The sequence below is a fragment of the Candidatus Latescibacter sp. genome, assembly GCA_030692375.1.
Lineage (GTDB): Bacteria > Latescibacterota > Latescibacteria > Latescibacterales > Latescibacteraceae > JAUYCD01.
The window spans coordinates 1-16,849 of the sequence record JAUYCD010000265.1; the positions used below are offsets into that span (position 1 = coordinate 1).

Annotated in this window: 17 protein-coding genes and 1 tRNA gene; 6 read left to right on the forward strand and 12 right to left on the reverse strand. The window is 47.9% G+C overall.

The window, feature by feature from the left end; genetic code table 11:
- Nucleotides 1-252, forward strand: a 252-nt coding sequence (locus tag Q8O92_16035) for an insulinase family protein (GenBank protein ID MDP2984830.1), incomplete at its 5' end; no start/stop codon positions are given.
- A gap of 63 nt (nt 253-315) precedes the next feature.
- Complete coding sequence (locus Q8O92_16040) at nt 316-1,914, forward strand: pitrilysin family protein (GenBank protein ID MDP2984831.1); 1,599 nt, start codon at nt 316-318, stop codon at nt 1,912-1,914.
- Nucleotides 1,915-2,043: 129 nt separating this feature from the next.
- Here Q8O92_16040 and Q8O92_16045 read toward each other — a convergent pair whose 3' ends face one another.
- Nucleotides 2,044-3,558, reverse strand: a complete 1,515-nt coding sequence (locus Q8O92_16045; GenBank protein MDP2984832.1) for an FGGY family carbohydrate kinase — start codon at nt 3,556-3,558, stop codon at nt 2,044-2,046.
- 28 nt (nt 3,559-3,586) lie between these two features.
- A complete protein-coding gene (locus Q8O92_16050) occupies nt 3,587-4,987 on the reverse strand; it encodes a GntP family permease (protein MDP2984833.1) in 1,401 nt (466 codons plus the stop codon).
- Nucleotides 4,988-5,253: 266 nt separating this feature from the next.
- On the opposite strand from Q8O92_16050, the gene Q8O92_16055 reads away from it, so the two are divergent.
- Nucleotides 5,254-6,756: a pectate lyase gene (locus Q8O92_16055; protein ID MDP2984834.1), complete on the forward strand. Its 1,503-nt coding sequence runs from the start codon at nt 5,254-5,256 to the stop codon at nt 6,754-6,756.
- Nucleotides 6,757-6,875: 119 nt separating this feature from the next.
- Here the strand turns inward: Q8O92_16055 and Q8O92_16060 are convergent, their stop codons facing one another.
- The 10 genes from Q8O92_16060 to Q8O92_16105 form a co-directional block, all read right to left on the reverse strand.
- Complete coding sequence (locus Q8O92_16060) at nt 6,876-7,346, reverse strand: Rieske 2Fe-2S domain-containing protein (GenBank protein MDP2984835.1); 471 nt, start codon at nt 7,344-7,346, stop codon at nt 6,876-6,878.
- 26 nt (nt 7,347-7,372) lie between these two features.
- Nucleotides 7,373-8,608: a hypothetical protein gene (locus Q8O92_16065; protein MDP2984836.1), complete on the reverse strand. Its 1,236-nt coding sequence runs from the start codon at nt 8,606-8,608 to the stop codon at nt 7,373-7,375.
- A 139-nt stretch (nt 8,609-8,747) separates the two neighbouring features.
- Nucleotides 8,748-10,331, reverse strand: coding sequence for a D-aminoacylase (locus Q8O92_16070; protein MDP2984837.1), 1,584 nt, complete (start codon nt 10,329-10,331; stop codon nt 8,748-8,750).
- A gap of 244 nt (nt 10,332-10,575) precedes the next feature.
- Nucleotides 10,576-10,923, reverse strand: coding sequence for a hypothetical protein (locus tag Q8O92_16075; protein ID MDP2984838.1), 348 nt, complete (start codon nt 10,921-10,923; stop codon nt 10,576-10,578).
- 218 nt (nt 10,924-11,141) lie between these two features.
- Nucleotides 11,142-12,038, reverse strand: a complete 897-nt coding sequence (locus tag Q8O92_16080; protein ID MDP2984839.1) for a S49 family peptidase — start codon at nt 12,036-12,038, stop codon at nt 11,142-11,144.
- Nucleotides 12,022-12,210 carry a hypothetical protein gene (locus Q8O92_16085; GenBank protein ID MDP2984840.1) on the reverse strand — a complete coding sequence of 63 codons (189 nt, stop codon included), beginning with the start codon at nt 12,208-12,210 and terminating at the stop codon, nt 12,022-12,024. The genes Q8O92_16080 and Q8O92_16085 overlap by 17 nt, the downstream gene beginning before the upstream one ends.
- Nucleotides 12,211-12,278: 68 nt before the next feature.
- A complete protein-coding gene (locus Q8O92_16090; GenBank protein ID MDP2984841.1) occupies nt 12,279-12,611 on the reverse strand; it encodes a type I restriction-modification enzyme R subunit C-terminal domain-containing protein in 333 nt (110 codons plus the stop codon).
- Nucleotides 12,569-12,646, reverse strand: a tRNA-His gene (locus Q8O92_16095). Before Q8O92_16095 ends, Q8O92_16090 begins: the two co-directional genes overlap by 43 nt.
- 53 nt (nt 12,647-12,699) lie before the next feature.
- Complete coding sequence (locus Q8O92_16100) at nt 12,700-13,458, reverse strand: MBL fold metallo-hydrolase (GenBank protein ID MDP2984842.1); 759 nt, start codon at nt 13,456-13,458, stop codon at nt 12,700-12,702.
- 193 nt (nt 13,459-13,651) lie between these two features.
- Nucleotides 13,652-13,879 carry a hypothetical protein gene (locus Q8O92_16105; protein MDP2984843.1) on the reverse strand — a complete coding sequence of 76 codons (228 nt, stop codon included), beginning with the start codon at nt 13,877-13,879 and terminating at the stop codon, nt 13,652-13,654.
- Between the two features lie 299 nt (nt 13,880-14,178).
- Here Q8O92_16105 and Q8O92_16110 point away from each other — a divergent pair, with 299 nt between their 5' ends.
- The 3 genes from Q8O92_16110 to Q8O92_16120 are packed head-to-tail and all read left to right on the forward strand — an operon-like array spanning nt 14,179 to nt 16,656.
- Entirely contained in the window at nt 14,179-14,895 is a 717-nt protein-coding gene (locus tag Q8O92_16110) for a nucleotidyltransferase family protein (protein ID MDP2984844.1), read from the forward strand.
- Nucleotides 14,896-14,931: 36 nt separating this feature from the next.
- On the forward strand, nt 14,932-16,287 hold the full coding sequence (gene galK / locus Q8O92_16115; protein ID MDP2984845.1) for a galactokinase: 1,356 nt from the start codon (nt 14,932-14,934) through the stop codon (nt 16,285-16,287).
- Nucleotides 16,288-16,305: 18 nt separating this feature from the next.
- A complete protein-coding gene (locus tag Q8O92_16120; protein ID MDP2984846.1) occupies nt 16,306-16,656 on the forward strand; it encodes a helix-turn-helix domain-containing protein in 351 nt (116 codons plus the stop codon).
- Nucleotides 16,657-16,849 lie beyond the last annotated feature (193 nt).

Genomic DNA, 16,849 nt, shown 5'->3' on the forward strand with positions numbered 1-16,849 from the left:
GTGGCCGAGGACAACGTGGAGCTGCCCCGCCTCTACTACGCATGGCACTCACCGGCCAGGTACACTCCGGGTGAAGCTGAGCTTGACCTTTTTGCCGACATGCTCGGCTCCGGAAAAACATCGCGGCTGTACAAAGCGCTGGTATATGAACAGCAGATAGCTCAGGATGTATCGGTTTATCAAATTTCTAATGAGCTGGGGGGCCTGTTTTGTATTGAAGTTACCGCCAGGAAAGGTCATACGCAGGAGTAGCTGGAAAAGGCGGTCGATTCTGAACTGTGGAAGGTCCTGACCGATGGGATCACGAAGGCCGAATTGGCCCAGGCCCGGATAAACAATGAAGCGAAAAATGTACGCAATTTCCAGTCATTAGAAACTATTGCAACACGTCTTAATGATTATAATGTTTACCTGGGAGACCCCGGCAAGCTGGTCTGGGATATGGAGCGTTACGCTAAAGCCACGGTCGAGGATGTCCAGGGGTATGCGAGGAAGTATATCGATCTGAACAAGCGGGCGATATTGTATATAACGCCCCAGGGAACGCTGACGGCAGGTAACACCATGGTTGACCGCACGAAAGAGCCGTCGGCCATGGCCGAACCGGTGTTTACCCCTCCGAAAATTCAACGGGCGACAATGGCGAATGGTATTGAGATTATTCTGGTGGAAGATCACCGTTTGCCCCTGGTGCAACTCAACCTTGTCATAAAAAGCGGTTTTGCGGCTGACCCAACTGATAGATTTGGCACTGCCAGGCTGACAGCCGAAATGCTGGCAAATGGTACAAAGTCCCGCACTGCTTTGGAAATATCCGATGGAGCCTTGCGCCTTGGGGCGCAATTGGATATTGGCAGTGACTTTGACGGCTCAACGGTCAGTCTGAACGTGCTCAGGCAAAATCTCGACCCGGCATTGGATTTGATGGCCGATATCGTTTTAAATCCGACCTTTCCCGAAAAGGAACTCGAACGGCAGCGCCAGATATACCTCGGCCGTATCCTGCAGGAGTCAAAAGAGCCGATTTCCACTGCTAACAAGACATTTATGTGGATTCTCTATGGTAGCGGCCATCCATACAGCCAGCCCGGTTCGGGAACGGAATCGTCTATGAAAGCTATTACCCGAATTGACCTATTAAATTTTTATAAGGCAAACTATTTGCCAGGCAATGCGGCTGCGGTTATCGCCGGGGATATTACCCTTCCGGAAGCCAGGCATAAGATAGAAAAAGCATTCAGGAAATGGGAACAGGGAACGGTAACCGCCCATGAGGTTCGGACACCACCAGCACCTGCCTCAACCAAGATTTATCTGATTGATAAACCGGGTGCGGTACAATCGGTAATATATATCGGTAACCTGGCAATGCAGCGCAGTAATCCCGATTATGTTACTTTTCGGGTTAGTAACGGTGCCTTTGGCTACAGAATCAATCTTAATCTTCGCCAGGACAAGGGGTATATCTATGGCTTTGGCACCCGTCTCTTGAACACCAAAGGTGTAGGACCATATATTTTTAATGCTCCGGTGGATATGCAGTATACCAAAGAGTCTCTTACCGAAATGGTCAAGGAGATGCGAGACCTACAAGGTTCGCGTCCGCTGACCGATGTTGAACTTGCCGATAGAAAGAACCGTCTCATCAAAAGTTTTCCCCAACAGTTTCAGGACTACTCCGGCATTGCCGGACAGCTCAGCGATCTGATAAAGTTCGATCTTCCTCTCGATGAGTGGAATACATACACAAAGCGGGTAAGCGCTGTCACCGGCGCCATGGCAAACAAAGCGGCGAAAGATTATCTACATCCCGATGCTCTGGTGATCGTCATCGTGGGCGACCGGGAAAAGATCGAGAAAGGCATCAGAACACTGAACCTGGGCGAGATCGTGCATATGGATGCAGTGAAATAATGATATTCGGGTATGCCATTAGATAAGGTTCGAGATCGTATATATAGATGCCGAAACAAGTTCGGCATGACACGTGTCATCCTGAACTCGTTTCAGGATCTAAATGACCTCCACCATGAAAAGGCTGCTTTAGCCATCATAGTGATTCTCCTTCAGTCTGTGTTCGAGAATATCCAGCCAGCGACGGTATGCCTCACGGTATAAGGGGACAAGTTCTTTTTTTGGCTCGATGATTCGAGTGGTCTTGAGACCGGAAAAAGCCTCACTGAAATTCTTATAGAATCCCACTCCTATTCCGGCGCCCCGCGCCGCGCCCTGGGAACCGTCGGTGTTATACAGCTCCACAGTCGCCTCGGTCGTCGCGGCAAACGCCTCCTGGAAAAGCTCGGATAAGAACATGTTGGTATGGCCTGCACGGACAGTGGTTACCCGAACGCCCATTTCGCGGGCAATTCCAAGGCCGTAGTTGAGAGCGAACACGATGCCTTCCTGCGCCGCCCGGAGGAAGTGACGGCGATTGTGGGTATTGAACTTCAGCCCGTGGAAGGAGGCGCCGATATCACGGTTTCCCAGGGTGCGTTCCGCTCCGTTTCCATAGGGAAGAACGACCAGACCCTCCGCTCCCACCGGCGCTTTGAGAGCAAGCTCGTTCATTTGTTCGTAGGTCATCACAGCCTGGCCAGGTTTCATGATGGTTTTCCGGATCCACCGGTTGAGGATGCCGGTTCCATTGATGCAGAGGAGAACGCCGTAACGGGGATTTTCTTTCGTATGGTTGACATGGACGAACGTATTGACCCTCGATTCAGGGTCGAATCCGGCCTGGTCGGTGACGCCGTAAACCACCCCCGAGGTTCCGGCTGTGGCGGCGACTTCACCGGGGTTTAAAACATTGAGGGAAAGCGCATTGTTCGGCTGATCCCCCGCCCGGTAGGAAACCGGAGTACCGGTTTTGAGTCCGAGTTCATCCGCCGCCTTTCCGGTCAATGCTCCTTGAATGGAAAAAGTCGGAACCACTTCCGGTATCAGCTCAGGTGAAATACCGTAATAGTCCAGAACGATCTTCGCTGCATCCTGACGTTTGTAATCCCATAGTATTGCTTCCGATAGGCCGGATGGCGTCGTTTTAATCTCGCTGGTCATCTTCATGGCGATGAATTCCCCCGGAAGCATGGCCTTATGAATCCGACCGTATATCTCCGGTTCGTTCTCCATCACCCATTTCAGTTTTGAGGCGGTAAAATTACCCGGCGAATTGAGCAGGCAGTTAAGACAATGTTCATGGCCGATTTCTGCAAATGCCCTATCCCCTATTTCCACTGCGCGGCTGTCGCACCAGATGATCGACGGGCGAAGGACATTCTGGTTTTTATCGACAATTACCAGCCCATGCATCTGGTAGGATATGCCGACAGCTCCGATATCGCCGGGATCGATACCGGAATCACGGAGAATATAAGCGGTTGCGTTTTTGACATGCTCCCACCAGATATGCGGATGCTGTTCAGCCCATCCAGGCCGGCTTGCGATGATTTCCATCTCGACTTCCGGCGATGTTTTCGCAGCCAGGGCAATCCCCTTTTCTGCATCCAGCACAGTCGCTTTGATCGAGGAGCTGCCTACATCAAAACCCAGCAGATACATTGTTTTCCTCCCGCTCTCGCAGCATGTTTTAATAAATCCCTGTGAGCTGGTAAAAGGCGATAATAATAAATACCAGCGCTGTTTTCATGAATGTAATCGCTCCGATATCCAGATATGATTCCTTATGGGTAAGACCGCATACCGCCAAAAGCGTAATAACCGCTCCGTTGTGCGGCAGCGTATCGAAGCCTCCCGATGCCATCGAAGCCACCCGGTGAAGTATTTCCGGGGACATTCCGATGGAATTTGCCCATGAAAGCCAGTCTTTGGACATGAGATCGAGAGCGATGGATAAACCTCCTGAAGCTGAACCGGTAATGCCTGCAAGAGTGGTAATCGACACCGCTTCGGATACAAGGGGTGTTCCTCCGATTTTTATTCCGATAAGAAAATGAGAGATCGATTTAAAACCGTCCAAAGCTGCGATAACATTCCCGTATCCGACCTCGGATGCTGTATTCATAATCGCCAGAAGCGATCCGGCGACACCGGCGGTTAATGTCTTTTGCAGACCTCCCCTTTTCGGGATATTTTTAAATCCGATTATTCCTGCGCTCATTATTCCGATGGAAAGCGCGATAATGAGAGACCATATTCCGACCACACGGTTGACATCGGAGACCATGAGCGGTAGTTTCATCCCCCCCAATGCTTCAAGACCGGAGCTATCCCATACGAATACTCTTGAAAAATAAAGATTGATACATAGAACGCAGAATAATGGTATAAGTCCGATATACCATTTGGGTAATATCGCTTCCTGCCCGGATGGAGGTTCGTTTAAAGTATGGCTTCCGTAACCTTCACCTTTTTCCTGAGCTATTTTCCGCCGCCAATCCAAATACCATATCCCCGATAGAAAAATTAATGTTCCTCCCAGTAATCCTGCAATCGGAGCAGCGTAGCTGGTAGTTCCATAAAAGCTGGTGGGAATTATGTTTTGTATCTGCGGTGTCCCCGGAAAAGCATCCATGGTGAAAGTAAACGAGCCGAGAGCAATAGTTCCCGGAATCAGGCGTTTGGGAATATCGGCTTCTTTAAATAATTCTGCTGCAAAGGGATATACAGCAAATACCACTACAAACAGACTCACCCCTCCATAGGTCAATACCGCACAGGACAGCACGATAGCCCAAACGGCCCGTTTCTTTCCAAGCCTCTTCATTATCGCTGATGATATCGATTTGGCCAGCAGGGTTTCTTCCATCACTTTTCCAAAGACTGCGCCCAATAAAAATATCGGGAAAAAAGTTTTTATATATACAACAGCTTTGCCCATGAAAAGCTCTGTATAGGAAGGCATTACCGGCAAACCCTGAAATGCAGCCGCAAGCAATGCAAAAACAGGCGCAAAAAAAATAACCGAAAAACCCTTATACGCCATATACATCAAAAGAACCAGACTCAAAAGAATTCCGGCTATCTCCATATTTCCTCTTTTAAAATGTTTGTTAAAATCTTACATTAGCTTGCAGACTGATCACTGTAAGCGGAAACAGGTCTTTTCCAACATGCATGGTAATAATAATGCTATTCCATCACATTTACAAATCCTTCCAGTTCAGTATTTTTAATCATGAAAACGCGCAAATATCATTAAAGGTTGACTAATTCGTTTTTTCTTAGTAAAATCAGTGTATATGATACCTGATTCGCCATGCATTCATCTGAAACCCGTTTGTAAGGAGGATTTTCATGTTCCGATCTTTCCGCTGCTGCATCGCTCTTGCATCACTATTAGTTCTCGCGCTTTGCGGCTCTGCTTTAGCGGCTGCACCCAGTGCTTCAGCAGCAAAAACCACCCTGGCAAAAGATAAAGATGCTCGCGCCGCCATGAAAAAAGCAACTCTTTTCATGGTGAACACGGTATCGAATCACGGGGGATTTTTATCCCAGTACACCGTAGATCTTTCCGAACAGTGGGGCGAGATTCCCGCCAGAAAAACACAAATCATAGTGCAGGAACCTGGTACACCTGGTGTCGGTGAAATGTTCCTGAATGCATATCTGGCCACCGGCGATCCGGATTACCTGAACTATTCCAAACAGGCGGCCAACGCGCTCATCTGGGGGCAGTATCCCGCGGGTGGCTGGCATTACCTGATCGATTTCGATATGCCGGGCATCAGGAAATGGTACGATGATGTCGCTTCGAAATGCTTTGGCTGGGAGGAATACTACCACTACTATGGCAACTGCACTTTCGATGACGATGTAACTGCCGGCGCAACACGCTTTCTCCTGCATCTGTATATGGCCACTCTGGATCCCGCCTACCGGACGCCGCTTCTTAAGGCGATGGATTTTATTCTTGCCTCCCAGTATCCCAACGGCGCCTGGCCGCAGCGTTACCCGCTGAGCTTCGAGTATCCTCATGACGGCCACGGTGATTATACGTCTTACTATACCTATAATGATGAAGTGATAGAGGGGAACATACTGCTTCTCCTCGAAGCCTATGACAAACTAGGCAACGAAGAATACCAGAAGGCCGCACTCCGAGGGATGGATTTCGTGATCATATCCCAGCTTCCCGCTCCCCAGGCCGGATGGGGCCAGCAGTACGATCTGAACATGAATTCGGCGGCTTCACGGTCGTACGAGCCTGCATCAGTAATGCCCGGCCAGACAATGAGCTGCATCCGCAGTCTGGAGAATTACTACAAGATCACCGGCAACCGGAAATACCTCCGTGGAATTCCCGATGCGCTTGCATGGCTGGAGTCATCGGTCATCAACACCGATCCCGCGAAAAGATACACCCATGCCACATTCTACGAACTGGGAACCAACAAGGCGCTCTTCGCCCACCGTGACGGCACCAGTATGGAGAACGGGCACTACTGGGTCGATTATACATTCGGCGAATTGAAACACTACGGTTCTATTTCGACTGTGAATACTCCGGCGATAAGGAAAGAATATGAACGGGTGAACGCTCTCACTCCCGAACAGGCCATGGCGGAACACAAACGGCAGAAAGAGGCCGGACGACCCGCCCCCGCTGTTTCACCGGAAACGGTTGACGGTCTCATTGCTTCGATGGATGCCAGAGGCGCATGGATAACCGATATTCGTATTTCGAACTACCAGGATACCATAAACGGGGCGGTGCGTGTTACCAAGGGCATCAGCACGGGAGTATATGTCCGTAACATGCAGACCCTTATTAACTTTGTGTTGAGCCAGAAGAAGTAATCAAAAAGATCTTTCCGAAACTGGCAAAAAGTATAATAAAGATTCTAAATCTTCCGAAAACCTCACCCGGCCTTCAGCCACCCTCTCCTAATTAGGAGAGGGTCGTGGTGAGGTAAAACTTAGAACGTAATATTCAATACTTTTGTCGTGTTGTCGTAACTACTGGCGAATTTCCTAAAGGACGCCGGGGCCGGTCCTTTAATGACATGCCCGTCAGAGGTGGAATATTCCGAGCCGCAGCATGGGCATACTAAATTCGCGCCGGATTGTGTGGGAAGTTTGACAGAACACCCCTCAAAAGTACAAGCTGTATTCAAAATAAGAAAATCAAGAGCGGCTGTCCGGATAATGAACACCGGTACGCCGCCATTGCTGTCGCCGAGCTTCTTTTTCACTATCCCGCCGACAGCGGAAAGAGCCGGCTCGGACGATGTATCGAATTCGACGATTGTACCGGCGCTCTTCAAGGTGGTTGATTCGCACCCCCCCAATAACGCCTGAAACATGGCGCCGCAGGCGGTCAATCCCAGGAGAGCGGCCCCGTCGGCCAGAATTTTGCGCCTCTTTCTGCTTTTCGGTTCATCTTCCATGTCATTATTCCCTTTATAGTGATTATTCAATAAAACAGGTGCAACTGCACAGCATACCGGCTGGATTTATATTGCTCCGTATCCACCAGGCGGTATTCCGGCCGCAGCTCTACATACGGGATGGGAAATATCTGCGCCCCGAACACTACTCTGTTGGTATATACCTCAGCCGCACTGATATCCGGGCTGAACCTGGAAATTCCCCGCTCTCCCCTGACGTAAAGGAGAAGAGGTTTGGTCACTCTACAGGAGACATCCACCACACCGTTATGGGTTCTCCGCATACCCTTTTTGTCCGATCGGGCGTACTCGCTGATAAGAGAGACCCGTTTGGCCAGTCCGGCGCTGGCAAAGATACTGATCAGGTTGAAATCACCGTTCACCAGAACCGAGCTCCCGGCCAAAAGGTTAACATTCCTGTCCATTGCCCGATGGCGGAATTCCAGTCTTCCCAGAAAAGAAGGGTTATTTCGGTCCGTGATAAGAGAAATTTCTTTCCCGGTTCTGTCCAGTATACGGTTTTCGGCGAGACTGCGAGCTCCAAAGACGCCGGTAGTCACTGTCAGCCAGTCCATGCCGTTATAGTTGAACTCGGCGCCATATTCGGCGTAGCTGGGCGGAATGAGGGATGACCCGTTGGCGCCTGCTGTCTGACGGGTGATGATGGTATGGTCGTCATACCGTATGCCGATGGATGGCTGGAAATAGCCTGCTCGAAGCTGGGTGTAGGAGTTTTCCGGCTGTAATATGAGTGAGCCGGTCCATTTCTGCTGGCCTAAAAATTTTTTCGGGCCGAAATTGTAGGACCCCTCTGCTTTCAGACAGGGAGACACTTTAAACGTGGAATACATTGAGAACTGCATGGGGAAGTATCGCCTTTTCGCGTCAGACGACTTCGGGGTTCGGGTTGTCTGATACCGCATGTCCGTTCCAAAAGAAAATCTATCACCCAAAAACTGGTTTGTCTCCCTGTCATGACGATAGATGCTCCCCAAACCGACTTTCCCCGGCTTGAGCAGCCCCGCTTCGTGCATCTCATAAAATCCGCGTGTGGTTCTCAGCCCGGATCCGAGAGCATTCACATGGCATGCAATGCATTTTTCACCGTTTATCATGGCAAATTGTGGAAGGGAAACTGCCGGTTCAACAGAAACTACCGCTGCCAGCACCAAGAGCAGCATGAGTATTCCTGCCGACTGGTATGCCATGTACATCGGATTTTGATCACCCCGGAAATTGTCATTTTCACGTGAGCTTTTCATGGCTGGTTCCTCGCAGAATGGGTAAATAAGGTTTGTTTTTTAAAAGTTTATGAAAATTAATTTTTCGCTTAGATCCTGAAACAAGTTCAGGATGACACGTGTCATGCCGAACTTGTTTCGGCATCTATTCTCTCCCAGATTACCGTGAACGGATGGTTTTCCCCGGCGCAGCTCCGGTGTGTTTACCTCCTTCGACCACTACCTCGCCATTCACTATCACCCATGAAATTCCAACCGGAAACTGGCGGGGATTATCATAGTCAGCGGTGTCAATGATCGTGTCCGGGTTAAAAATGACCAGATCGGCGTCATATCCCTCAGCGATGACACCCTTGGATTTCAACCGCAGCTTCTCGGCAGGGAGAGAGGTCATTTTACGGATCGCATCTTCCAGACTCAGCAGCCGTTTTTCCCGTACATACCTTCCAAGAATGCGCGGGAAACTGCCATATACCCGGGGATGCGGCTGGGAGCCGCCGAGAATGCCGTCGGAGATAAAATTCACTGCCGGATGACTCATGATGGTCATGACATCCCGCTCATCCATGCAGAACATGACCATGAGAGCTGCTCCCTGCTCTTCTACAATGATGTCCAAAACCGCATCGGCAGGATCATCAAGGCCGCGCATACGGCTGATTACCGTAATGCTTTTTCCGACAAACCGCTGGTTCGCTTCGCTTTCTACCGAAGAAACATAAAGGCTGTCCCATCCGGTGGTGAGCGCCCAGTTTTCCCAGTCGGTTCGCGTGTACATATCCTTTTTTACTATCTCCCGGTTCTCCCGCAGGACACGGATAAGAGCATCCGGACCATCGGCGTGGTACCAGGGCGGAACAATGGCGGAAAGAACCGTACTGGCGGCAGTGTAGGGATACTGTTCAAGGCTCACCTCGATTCCCTGACTGCGGGCTTCATCCACTTTCTCAAGCGCCTTTTCCACACCTCCCCAGTTCTTTTTCCCCTGTATTTTGAAATGGGTGATGATAACCGGGATGCCCGACCTTCTGCCGATTTCCAGGGCTTCATCCATCGCCGGAAAGAGTCCGTCTCCTTCACTCCGAAGGTGAATATTATATACTCCGCCGTATCGATTCACCGCCTGGGCGATGCATGAAATTTCATCGGTGGTCTGGTACTGGTTGGGCGGATAGATTAGCCCGGAAGAGATTCCGCGCGCCCCTTCATCCATGGCCTGGAGGGCAATTTCGCGCATCTTGTTAATTTCGGAAGATGTCGCTTTCCGATCGGTCATTCCCATGACCTGGAAGCGTATGGCCCCAAGTCCAACATAAGAGGATATATTCAGTGATGGTTTCACTGCATCTACCGCATCGAGGTGGTCGGCAAAGCTACGCCATTTCCATTCCACATCCGGATTGCCGTTTACGCCTGCAAGATACTTCCTCCAGACGTAAATGTCTTTTTCAGCGATGGGCGCCAATGAAAAACCATCCAAACCGATATTTTCAGTGGTTACTCCCTGCATCACCTTTGCTTCCGCGCGGGGATGAACAAAAATAGAAAGATCTGAATGGCTGTGGCCGTCGATGAAACCGGGCGACACCACCTCCTGCTTCGCGTCTATTATTTTCCGGGCCTTGGCGTTGTTGAGCCTGCCTAGCGCGGAAATCTTTCCGCCTGAAATCGCCAGGTCGCTGTGAAACCAGGGATTACCCCTGCCGCTGATAATTCTCCCGTTTACGATCAGAATATCGTACATTCGAGAAACGCAGCCTTTCTCATTTATTTGCAATACAAAACTTCTTTGATCTTTACTTAGTGAAGTCCCGCAAAAGGGGACTTTAAAACAAATAAAAATTCAAAGAAATGTATAACATTTATCCTGCGAAATACAGTAAAAAAATGCCATATGAAATCATATGGCAAACAATTCCCTGGGGTGGATGGCTGAGGCAGGTTAGAACCTGCCGCATAGCAGAACCAGCCCTATTATAGCCTTTTAGTTAGGTGATAGAAATCTCTTTTTTAGCTTTATATGCTTTCCATTCAGTCTTGCCATCACAGTAAGCCCATTGATCCAGCTTCAAATTTCTTAAGAATTTGTCTACCTCATCTAAAAGCCCATGTGCAGCGGCGTAATTGATATGTTCTGCAAGCCTGACCATTTTTGCTAATGTCGGAGTATCCCACCATGCCGCAAGTATCAAAGGCAACGCAGGTTCCCATCCACCGGAGCTCTTCTGTTTACGATCTGGGAGCATTTGCCAAAGCTCATTCCAATAAGTAGGCATCGGGCAAACACGCCCCTCAGATTTGACATATTCGATTAGTGAATTTAGTTTATCGCTCATAAAATAGTATTTTATAATATCCCACTTATCACAATATTCTTCGTATTTGTTTTTCTGGATACTTATTCATAACTTTATATAATACAGCTGGTTAACGATTTATAACACCAAGTTTTCTTGCGGGGGTCTCCGCTGCTTCTTACGCATTTGTCTCGAAACTAATTGATACAGCGTTGGTTATGGACAACTATGGAGACGGGATATATTTGCAATACAAATTATTTTGAACTCATAAAAATTACCATTGCTTTTCCGTTATGGTTCTCAATAATTTTTATAGCTTGAGTGGTTGAGAATGTATGCATATAAGCATGATGAACGGTTAACACCAAATCTTGAAGAACACTATCATCCTCTAAGCTCACAACCTTAAGACCAAATTTTTGGAGATCTGATATCGGAATTTGTCGATTATGGGATAAAGTGCCTTTATGGCTGGATAAAGCAGATACAATTTTGCATGCAATTTCTTCAGGCTTAGCATTACCATTAAACATGCCCGTTGTTAACCATTTTGTCACGATGCTTTGAGACCACTCAATCGCCTTTTCACAATCACCGATAAAAGTAGGATGATACTTTGATATAATTTCTCGCCATATCGGTATAGTACTTGGATCGCTCTTCACTTCTTTAATTGCTTTTTCAAATTCTTCCCTAACGCCTTCCGCTGAAATACCATTGAACTGCGGATCAATAGGGCCCATAAAAGAATGTTTCCCCATGACAATTTCTTTACATGAGCAAGCCAGCATGGTGCCAGCCGACATTGCCAGTTGAGGAATAAAAGCCCTGACATCCGTACCAAACATTTTTCTCAAGTAGTCAACAAGTGATTCAACGGAAGCTAAATTACCCCCGGGAGTATGCAAAATTAAGTCCAAGCCCTTGGTACGATCCAATTGGTGAATAGTTGTCATGAATCCATTCATATCATTATCATCTATCATAGCACTTGCGTGGTTGGGTTTCTGGAGCCAACCTGAATAATAAACGATAACATTTCTTTTTGTATAATTAGATAAATCGGCAAGAAACCTTCTACGTACTCTATCCTGCGGGCTAAGACCTGCTTCTTTTTGCAGTTCGATTAGAACTTCATTCCAATTTGGCAATATGAATCCTTTCGGGAGGGACAGTGCTATTGGCGTACATTATATGATCCACTTGATACAAGGAACACTTCTTTATTTGTTTAGTAAAAGTATATGGATCACGATATTCGGGCAAATCGTTTTCTGAAATGCCGAGCTTTTTAAACTCTTCTTGTATCTGATTTTGTTCCATCGGATTGCCTCCTTTATAAGAAATTATACAATATTCTATTAAAAAAATCCAGCTTTATCATTTGCAAGTTACGAGGCTACTTTCTCATACAGATACTTCTGAAAATCAATAAAGGTAGCGCGAATATTATCAACCCCGCCAAGTATTTCTTCTGCATCGCGGATCGCCTGATATTTCAACGTCAAAAGGTCGGGTAGTTTTTCCTGATCAAGCTCTTCCACTCCGGATTCGATGTATTTAGAGAGCACGAACTCCAGAAACTTCTTTTGCTTATTGTCCAGCCCTCGAAAAATCTTCGCCTGTGCTTGCGCAACCCGCATTTCCCGCGTTATTGGCTTTATATGCTCAAAACAAAAAATGGGGTGGAAGACCGGGTTTGAACCGGCGGCCTCCAGGGCCACAACCTGGCGCTCTAACCAAACTGAGCTACATCCACCACACATAATTTATAATATAGATTACGGCCTTCTTAAAGTCAAGCCCGGACAGCTATACATGATATACAATGGTCTGTCCAACGCTCTGAGGTACAAAAATATTGTTCAACTGCTGGATGGCCAGATCCACTATTGCCTGCCCGTTTTTGATGCACATGATCCCGTGGCCGGGGAACAATCCCTCGACCGCCAGATTTTTTAATTTCGGGAGTCCGGCCTGATACCATTCCATGCTGGACATGGGATAGTTCAAAAGCCCTATTACCCCGCCATAATAAAATGTATCTCCGTTGAACAGGCACCGCCGACCGTCCAAATCCATGAGATAGCACATCGAATCATGTGAATGCCCGATGACATTGATAGCTTTGATGTGAATGCCGCCGATGGAAAACTCTTCGTTGTCTTCGATTCCGCGATCCACCGGGCAATGGATATAGACATAGTCCTTGGCATACATGCCATGAGCTTTGGCATATATCACCCCCAATTCTTCATCGGTTCCCTTTTCAAGCAGGTGCCTCCCGGTGTTATCGCTGATCCAAACCTTGCAGCCGAGAAGGTCTTTCAATGCTTTAGCCCCCCGGGCATGATCGGTGTGATGGTGCGTGATCAGAATGTGGCTGATATTTTTGGCGTCGAAACCTTCTGCGGATATATTGCGAATAAGACCCCCGGTGTCATATCCGTTCCCGGCGTCGATGAGAAATAATCCTGATGGACCCTTGATAAGAAACACGTGGCAATCGTAGCCATCGGTCAGCCCCTCGGGGGTGCCGCCTACGAGATACAGTGAAGGGGTGATGCGCATGCTCATCTCCTGTTTACGGGTGATTCATGAAATGAAGGAAATATATATGACGACATAAATAATTGCTCATGTTTTGAGTGTTTAGATCCTGAAACGAGTTCAGGATGACACATGTCATGCCGAACTTGTTGCCGCTTCGCGGGAACGATGAAACCGTTGCCGTTTCTCGGGAACGATGAAACCGTTTCGGCATCTATTCTGCGCTGTCCGTTTTCTCCCAGAAATCAAGCTGCAGGTATTGTTCGAAAGAAAGTTTCAGTTCCTCTCCCAGAAGGCTGATATTCATGGTAGCAGCTAAAAGCTCGATAGTATTGCCGGGTTTGATACCCTTCCTGAGATTTTCTATGCTGTTTTGGATTTCCGCCTTGAATTCTTTGACAGTAATATCCTCAATTTCCGCGATTCTGTCTCTCTGGCTCATCTGGCGATCCTTCCGTGATCAGGTATGTAGGCACCTATTAATTTATATCGTTGAACATAAATGAGCAAACAGATTTTACAGAACTTTGTAGAAGCTTAATGTAATGCTTGAAGATAGTGCCGAACTTGGTTCGGCATCTGTCAGTTAAAAGGTTTTATAGCTCGTGAAAAAATATTTGAATTACTTTTCCTGTATTTTTGGTCCTCCGACGATATTATTTTTGCTTTTACCTCTTTTAAACTGTATTTTTTATATATACTTTGAAAATCCGGGCAAGAGTATCTTTACAAGGAGGTTGGATGAAAGCAGTTATTCTGGCGGCCGGCAAAGGCACGCGGATGAAAGAGATCACGAAAGAAATACCGAAACCCATGGTGCTGATACATGGCAAGCCCATGCTTGAACATATCATCGATTTCATTATGAGTGCGGGAATAACTGATTTCGGCATTGTTGTCGGGTACAAACAATCGGTAGTACAGGATTATTTCGGGGATGGCTCTTCGCGGGGCATTTCCATCACTTATATAGAACAGGACGTACAGAACGGAACCGGGGCGGCTCTTCATCTTGCCAGGAATTATGCCGGGGCAGAACCGTTTTTCTTTACTTTCGGCGATGTCATCACACCACGGGAAAACTATATTGGCATGATTGAATATTTTTACCGTTTCTCATGCTATTGTCTTCTCGGTTTGAACAAGGTTGATGACCCTTACCGTGGAGCAGCGGTCTATATCGATGAAAACTGTACCATTAACCGCATGGTGGAAAAACCTCCCCTGGGAACATCTACTACCGATCTTACCAACGCAGGCATCATGATTCTGGGAAAAGATATTTTTAAATATACTTCCCGTCTGTGCCTTTCGCCCCGCAGGGAATATGAGCTTACAGACATTTTCGGGATGATTACTGCCGATGGAAATATATTGAAGGGATATATTCTTTCGGGATACTGGAAAGATGTGGGGACAGCGATGGATTTGGAAGCGGCGAATACTCTCCTTTCGTGATCCCTCATTGCTTTACCGATGAATATGGTGTATGTAATGCGGCGACATCAGATTGCAGATGAATTCAGCAGCCGATTTGGGCATGCTCCGGAGTATTACGTCCAGGCGCCGGGGAGAGTTAATCTCATCGGGGAGCATACCGATTACAACGGTTTCCCGGTCATACCCATTTCTATCCCTTTTACCATTAATGCCGCGGTTTCTGCACGGCGTGACAACAGAATATCCATCGCCAACCTGGAGAGCAGCTATGCTCCTTCCGCGTTTGACATAGAAAAAGAAATTCCGCCTTCACCTTCCGGACACTGGGCAAACTATGTCAAAGCCGCCGTTTCCCAACTGGCAACTGAAGTACGCTCTAATCTTCACGGTATGGACGCTCTTTTTGAAGGCAACATCCCGGCATCAGCGGGGCTTTCATCCTCTTCGGCGCTGGTTATCGCTTCCGCGCTCTCCCTGCTTGCGGCAAATTCTCTAAAACTGCCTGCCATTGAACTGGCTGAAATGATGGCTGAAGGTGAAAGGTATGTGGGTACCCAGGGGGGAGGAATGGATCAGGCTATCTGCCTTCTGGGCCAGGAGGGAAAGTCGGTAAAAATTGATTTTTTTCCCCTGCGCTGTTCCTATTTCCCTTTCCCCGGCGATTATTCTATAATCGTGGCCCACTCGCTTATTCGAGCGGCAAAAACTGAAAATGCCCTGGTAAAATACAATCGCCGCCCGGCGGAATGCCGACTGGCTGCTGCCATGATTAACAGCCTGTATCCGGTAAATCCTCTCATGAAGAGACTGGGAGACCTTCCCCGTCAGGAATTTTATACCGGATTTAAAAACATCGAGGATTTTATTGAAGCGACCTTCCCCTGCCAGTCATATTCTCTAAAAACTATCGCACATGTGACCGGCGACACAACGGAATTCCTTACCATGAAATATCTTCTTACCAGAAACGGTATCCCTATGCCGGAGCCGGAAGATGGTTTTCACATCCGGCAGCGAGTGCTCCATATTCTGACTGAAGCCGACCGTGTGGAAATGAGCTGCGAAGCCCTCCGGAACCGCAACACCGATTTATTCGGGCGTCTTATGAATGAATCGCACGTAAGCTGCGATGTACATTACGGCATATCCACTCCGGAACTCAACGCCCTTGTTTCCATCATGCGCGATGCAGGGGCTTTAGGCGCCCGTCTGACCGGAGCAGGTTTTGGAGGATGCGCCATTGCTCTGGCCGATGACAGCGATATCTTAAAAATCATGGAAGCGGTGCAGGAATTATACTACGGAAAGTACCTTACGGATACCCGCCCCGAACTCGCAAAGGGAAAAAGCGGAGAAGATATAGTATTTTCTGCCAAACCGTCCCGGGGCGCGTCAGTACAACCTCTCTGAAAAGATCGGTAAAAACGCATGGAAAAAACCATCGGGTTCAGCGACAGAGACAAAAAAACGGTAAAGGAATTTTCCGATCTGTTGTGCAGGCTCGGTTTCAAACCGGAAATATTCATTCCCTTCCCGATTATCCGCAGTGCTCTAGGTGATTCAGCTCAAAGCCAGTGCGCCGGTTCCGACAGGGCTTTGCCGGAAGTCAACAAGAACAGCCATGCCTATCCGACTCTCGGTGAAATCGAACGGAAACATATTTTCCATACACTCACATTATGCGACGGCGAGTGCAAAACCGCTTCCAAACTCTTGGGGATAAACCGGTCGACATTGTATCGCAAGATGAAGAAATACGGGATTGAAAAGGAAAAGTAAGAGAAGAATCCAGGAGTATGGTTCAGACAGTCTTCCTTCCTTTATTCCTTTGTGTTTTCTCTTACCTAACCTGAGCGATTTTGTACTTGAAAAAGAGCACCCTCCGGGTTATGGCTTGTTGTTGATATCTGTCACGATATCCCTTTCATTAACAACAACATAACTCGTGATGGTGTCCTTTTTCAAGTATAAA

Coding starts and splice junctions, on each gene's coding strand:
- Q8O92_16100 (MDP2984842.1), bottom strand. CDS start 13,458: ATGCGCATCACCCCTTCACTGTATCTCGTAGGCGGCACCCCCGAGGGG.
- Q8O92_16060 (MDP2984835.1), bottom strand. CDS start 7,346: ATGGAAGATGAACCGAAAAGCAGAAAGAGGCGCAAAATTCTGGCCGAC.
- Q8O92_16065 (MDP2984836.1), bottom strand. CDS start 8,608: ATGAAAAGCTCACGTGAAAATGACAATTTCCGGGGTGATCAAAATCCG.
- Q8O92_16110 (MDP2984844.1), top strand. CDS start 14,179: ATGAAAGCAGTTATTCTGGCGGCCGGCAAAGGCACGCGGATGAAAGAG.
- Q8O92_16105 (MDP2984843.1), bottom strand. CDS start 13,879: ATGAGCCAGAGAGACAGAATCGCGGAAATTGAGGATATTACTGTCAAA.
- Q8O92_16085 (MDP2984840.1), bottom strand. CDS start 12,210: ATGGAACAAAATCAGATACAAGAAGAGTTTAAAAAGCTCGGCATTTCA.
- Q8O92_16050 (MDP2984833.1), bottom strand. CDS start 4,987: ATGGAGATAGCCGGAATTCTTTTGAGTCTGGTTCTTTTGATGTATATG.
- galK (MDP2984845.1), top strand. CDS start 14,932: ATGCGGCGACATCAGATTGCAGATGAATTCAGCAGCCGATTTGGGCAT.
- Q8O92_16120 (MDP2984846.1), top strand. CDS start 16,306: ATGGAAAAAACCATCGGGTTCAGCGACAGAGACAAAAAAACGGTAAAG.
- Q8O92_16075 (MDP2984838.1), bottom strand. CDS start 10,923: ATGAGCGATAAACTAAATTCACTAATCGAATATGTCAAATCTGAGGGG.
- Q8O92_16055 (MDP2984834.1), top strand. CDS start 5,254: ATGTTCCGATCTTTCCGCTGCTGCATCGCTCTTGCATCACTATTAGTT.
- Q8O92_16070 (MDP2984837.1), bottom strand. CDS start 10,331: ATGTACGATATTCTGATCGTAAACGGGAGAATTATCAGCGGCAGGGGT.
- Q8O92_16045 (MDP2984832.1), bottom strand. CDS start 3,558: ATGTATCTGCTGGGTTTTGATGTAGGCAGCTCCTCGATCAAAGCGACT.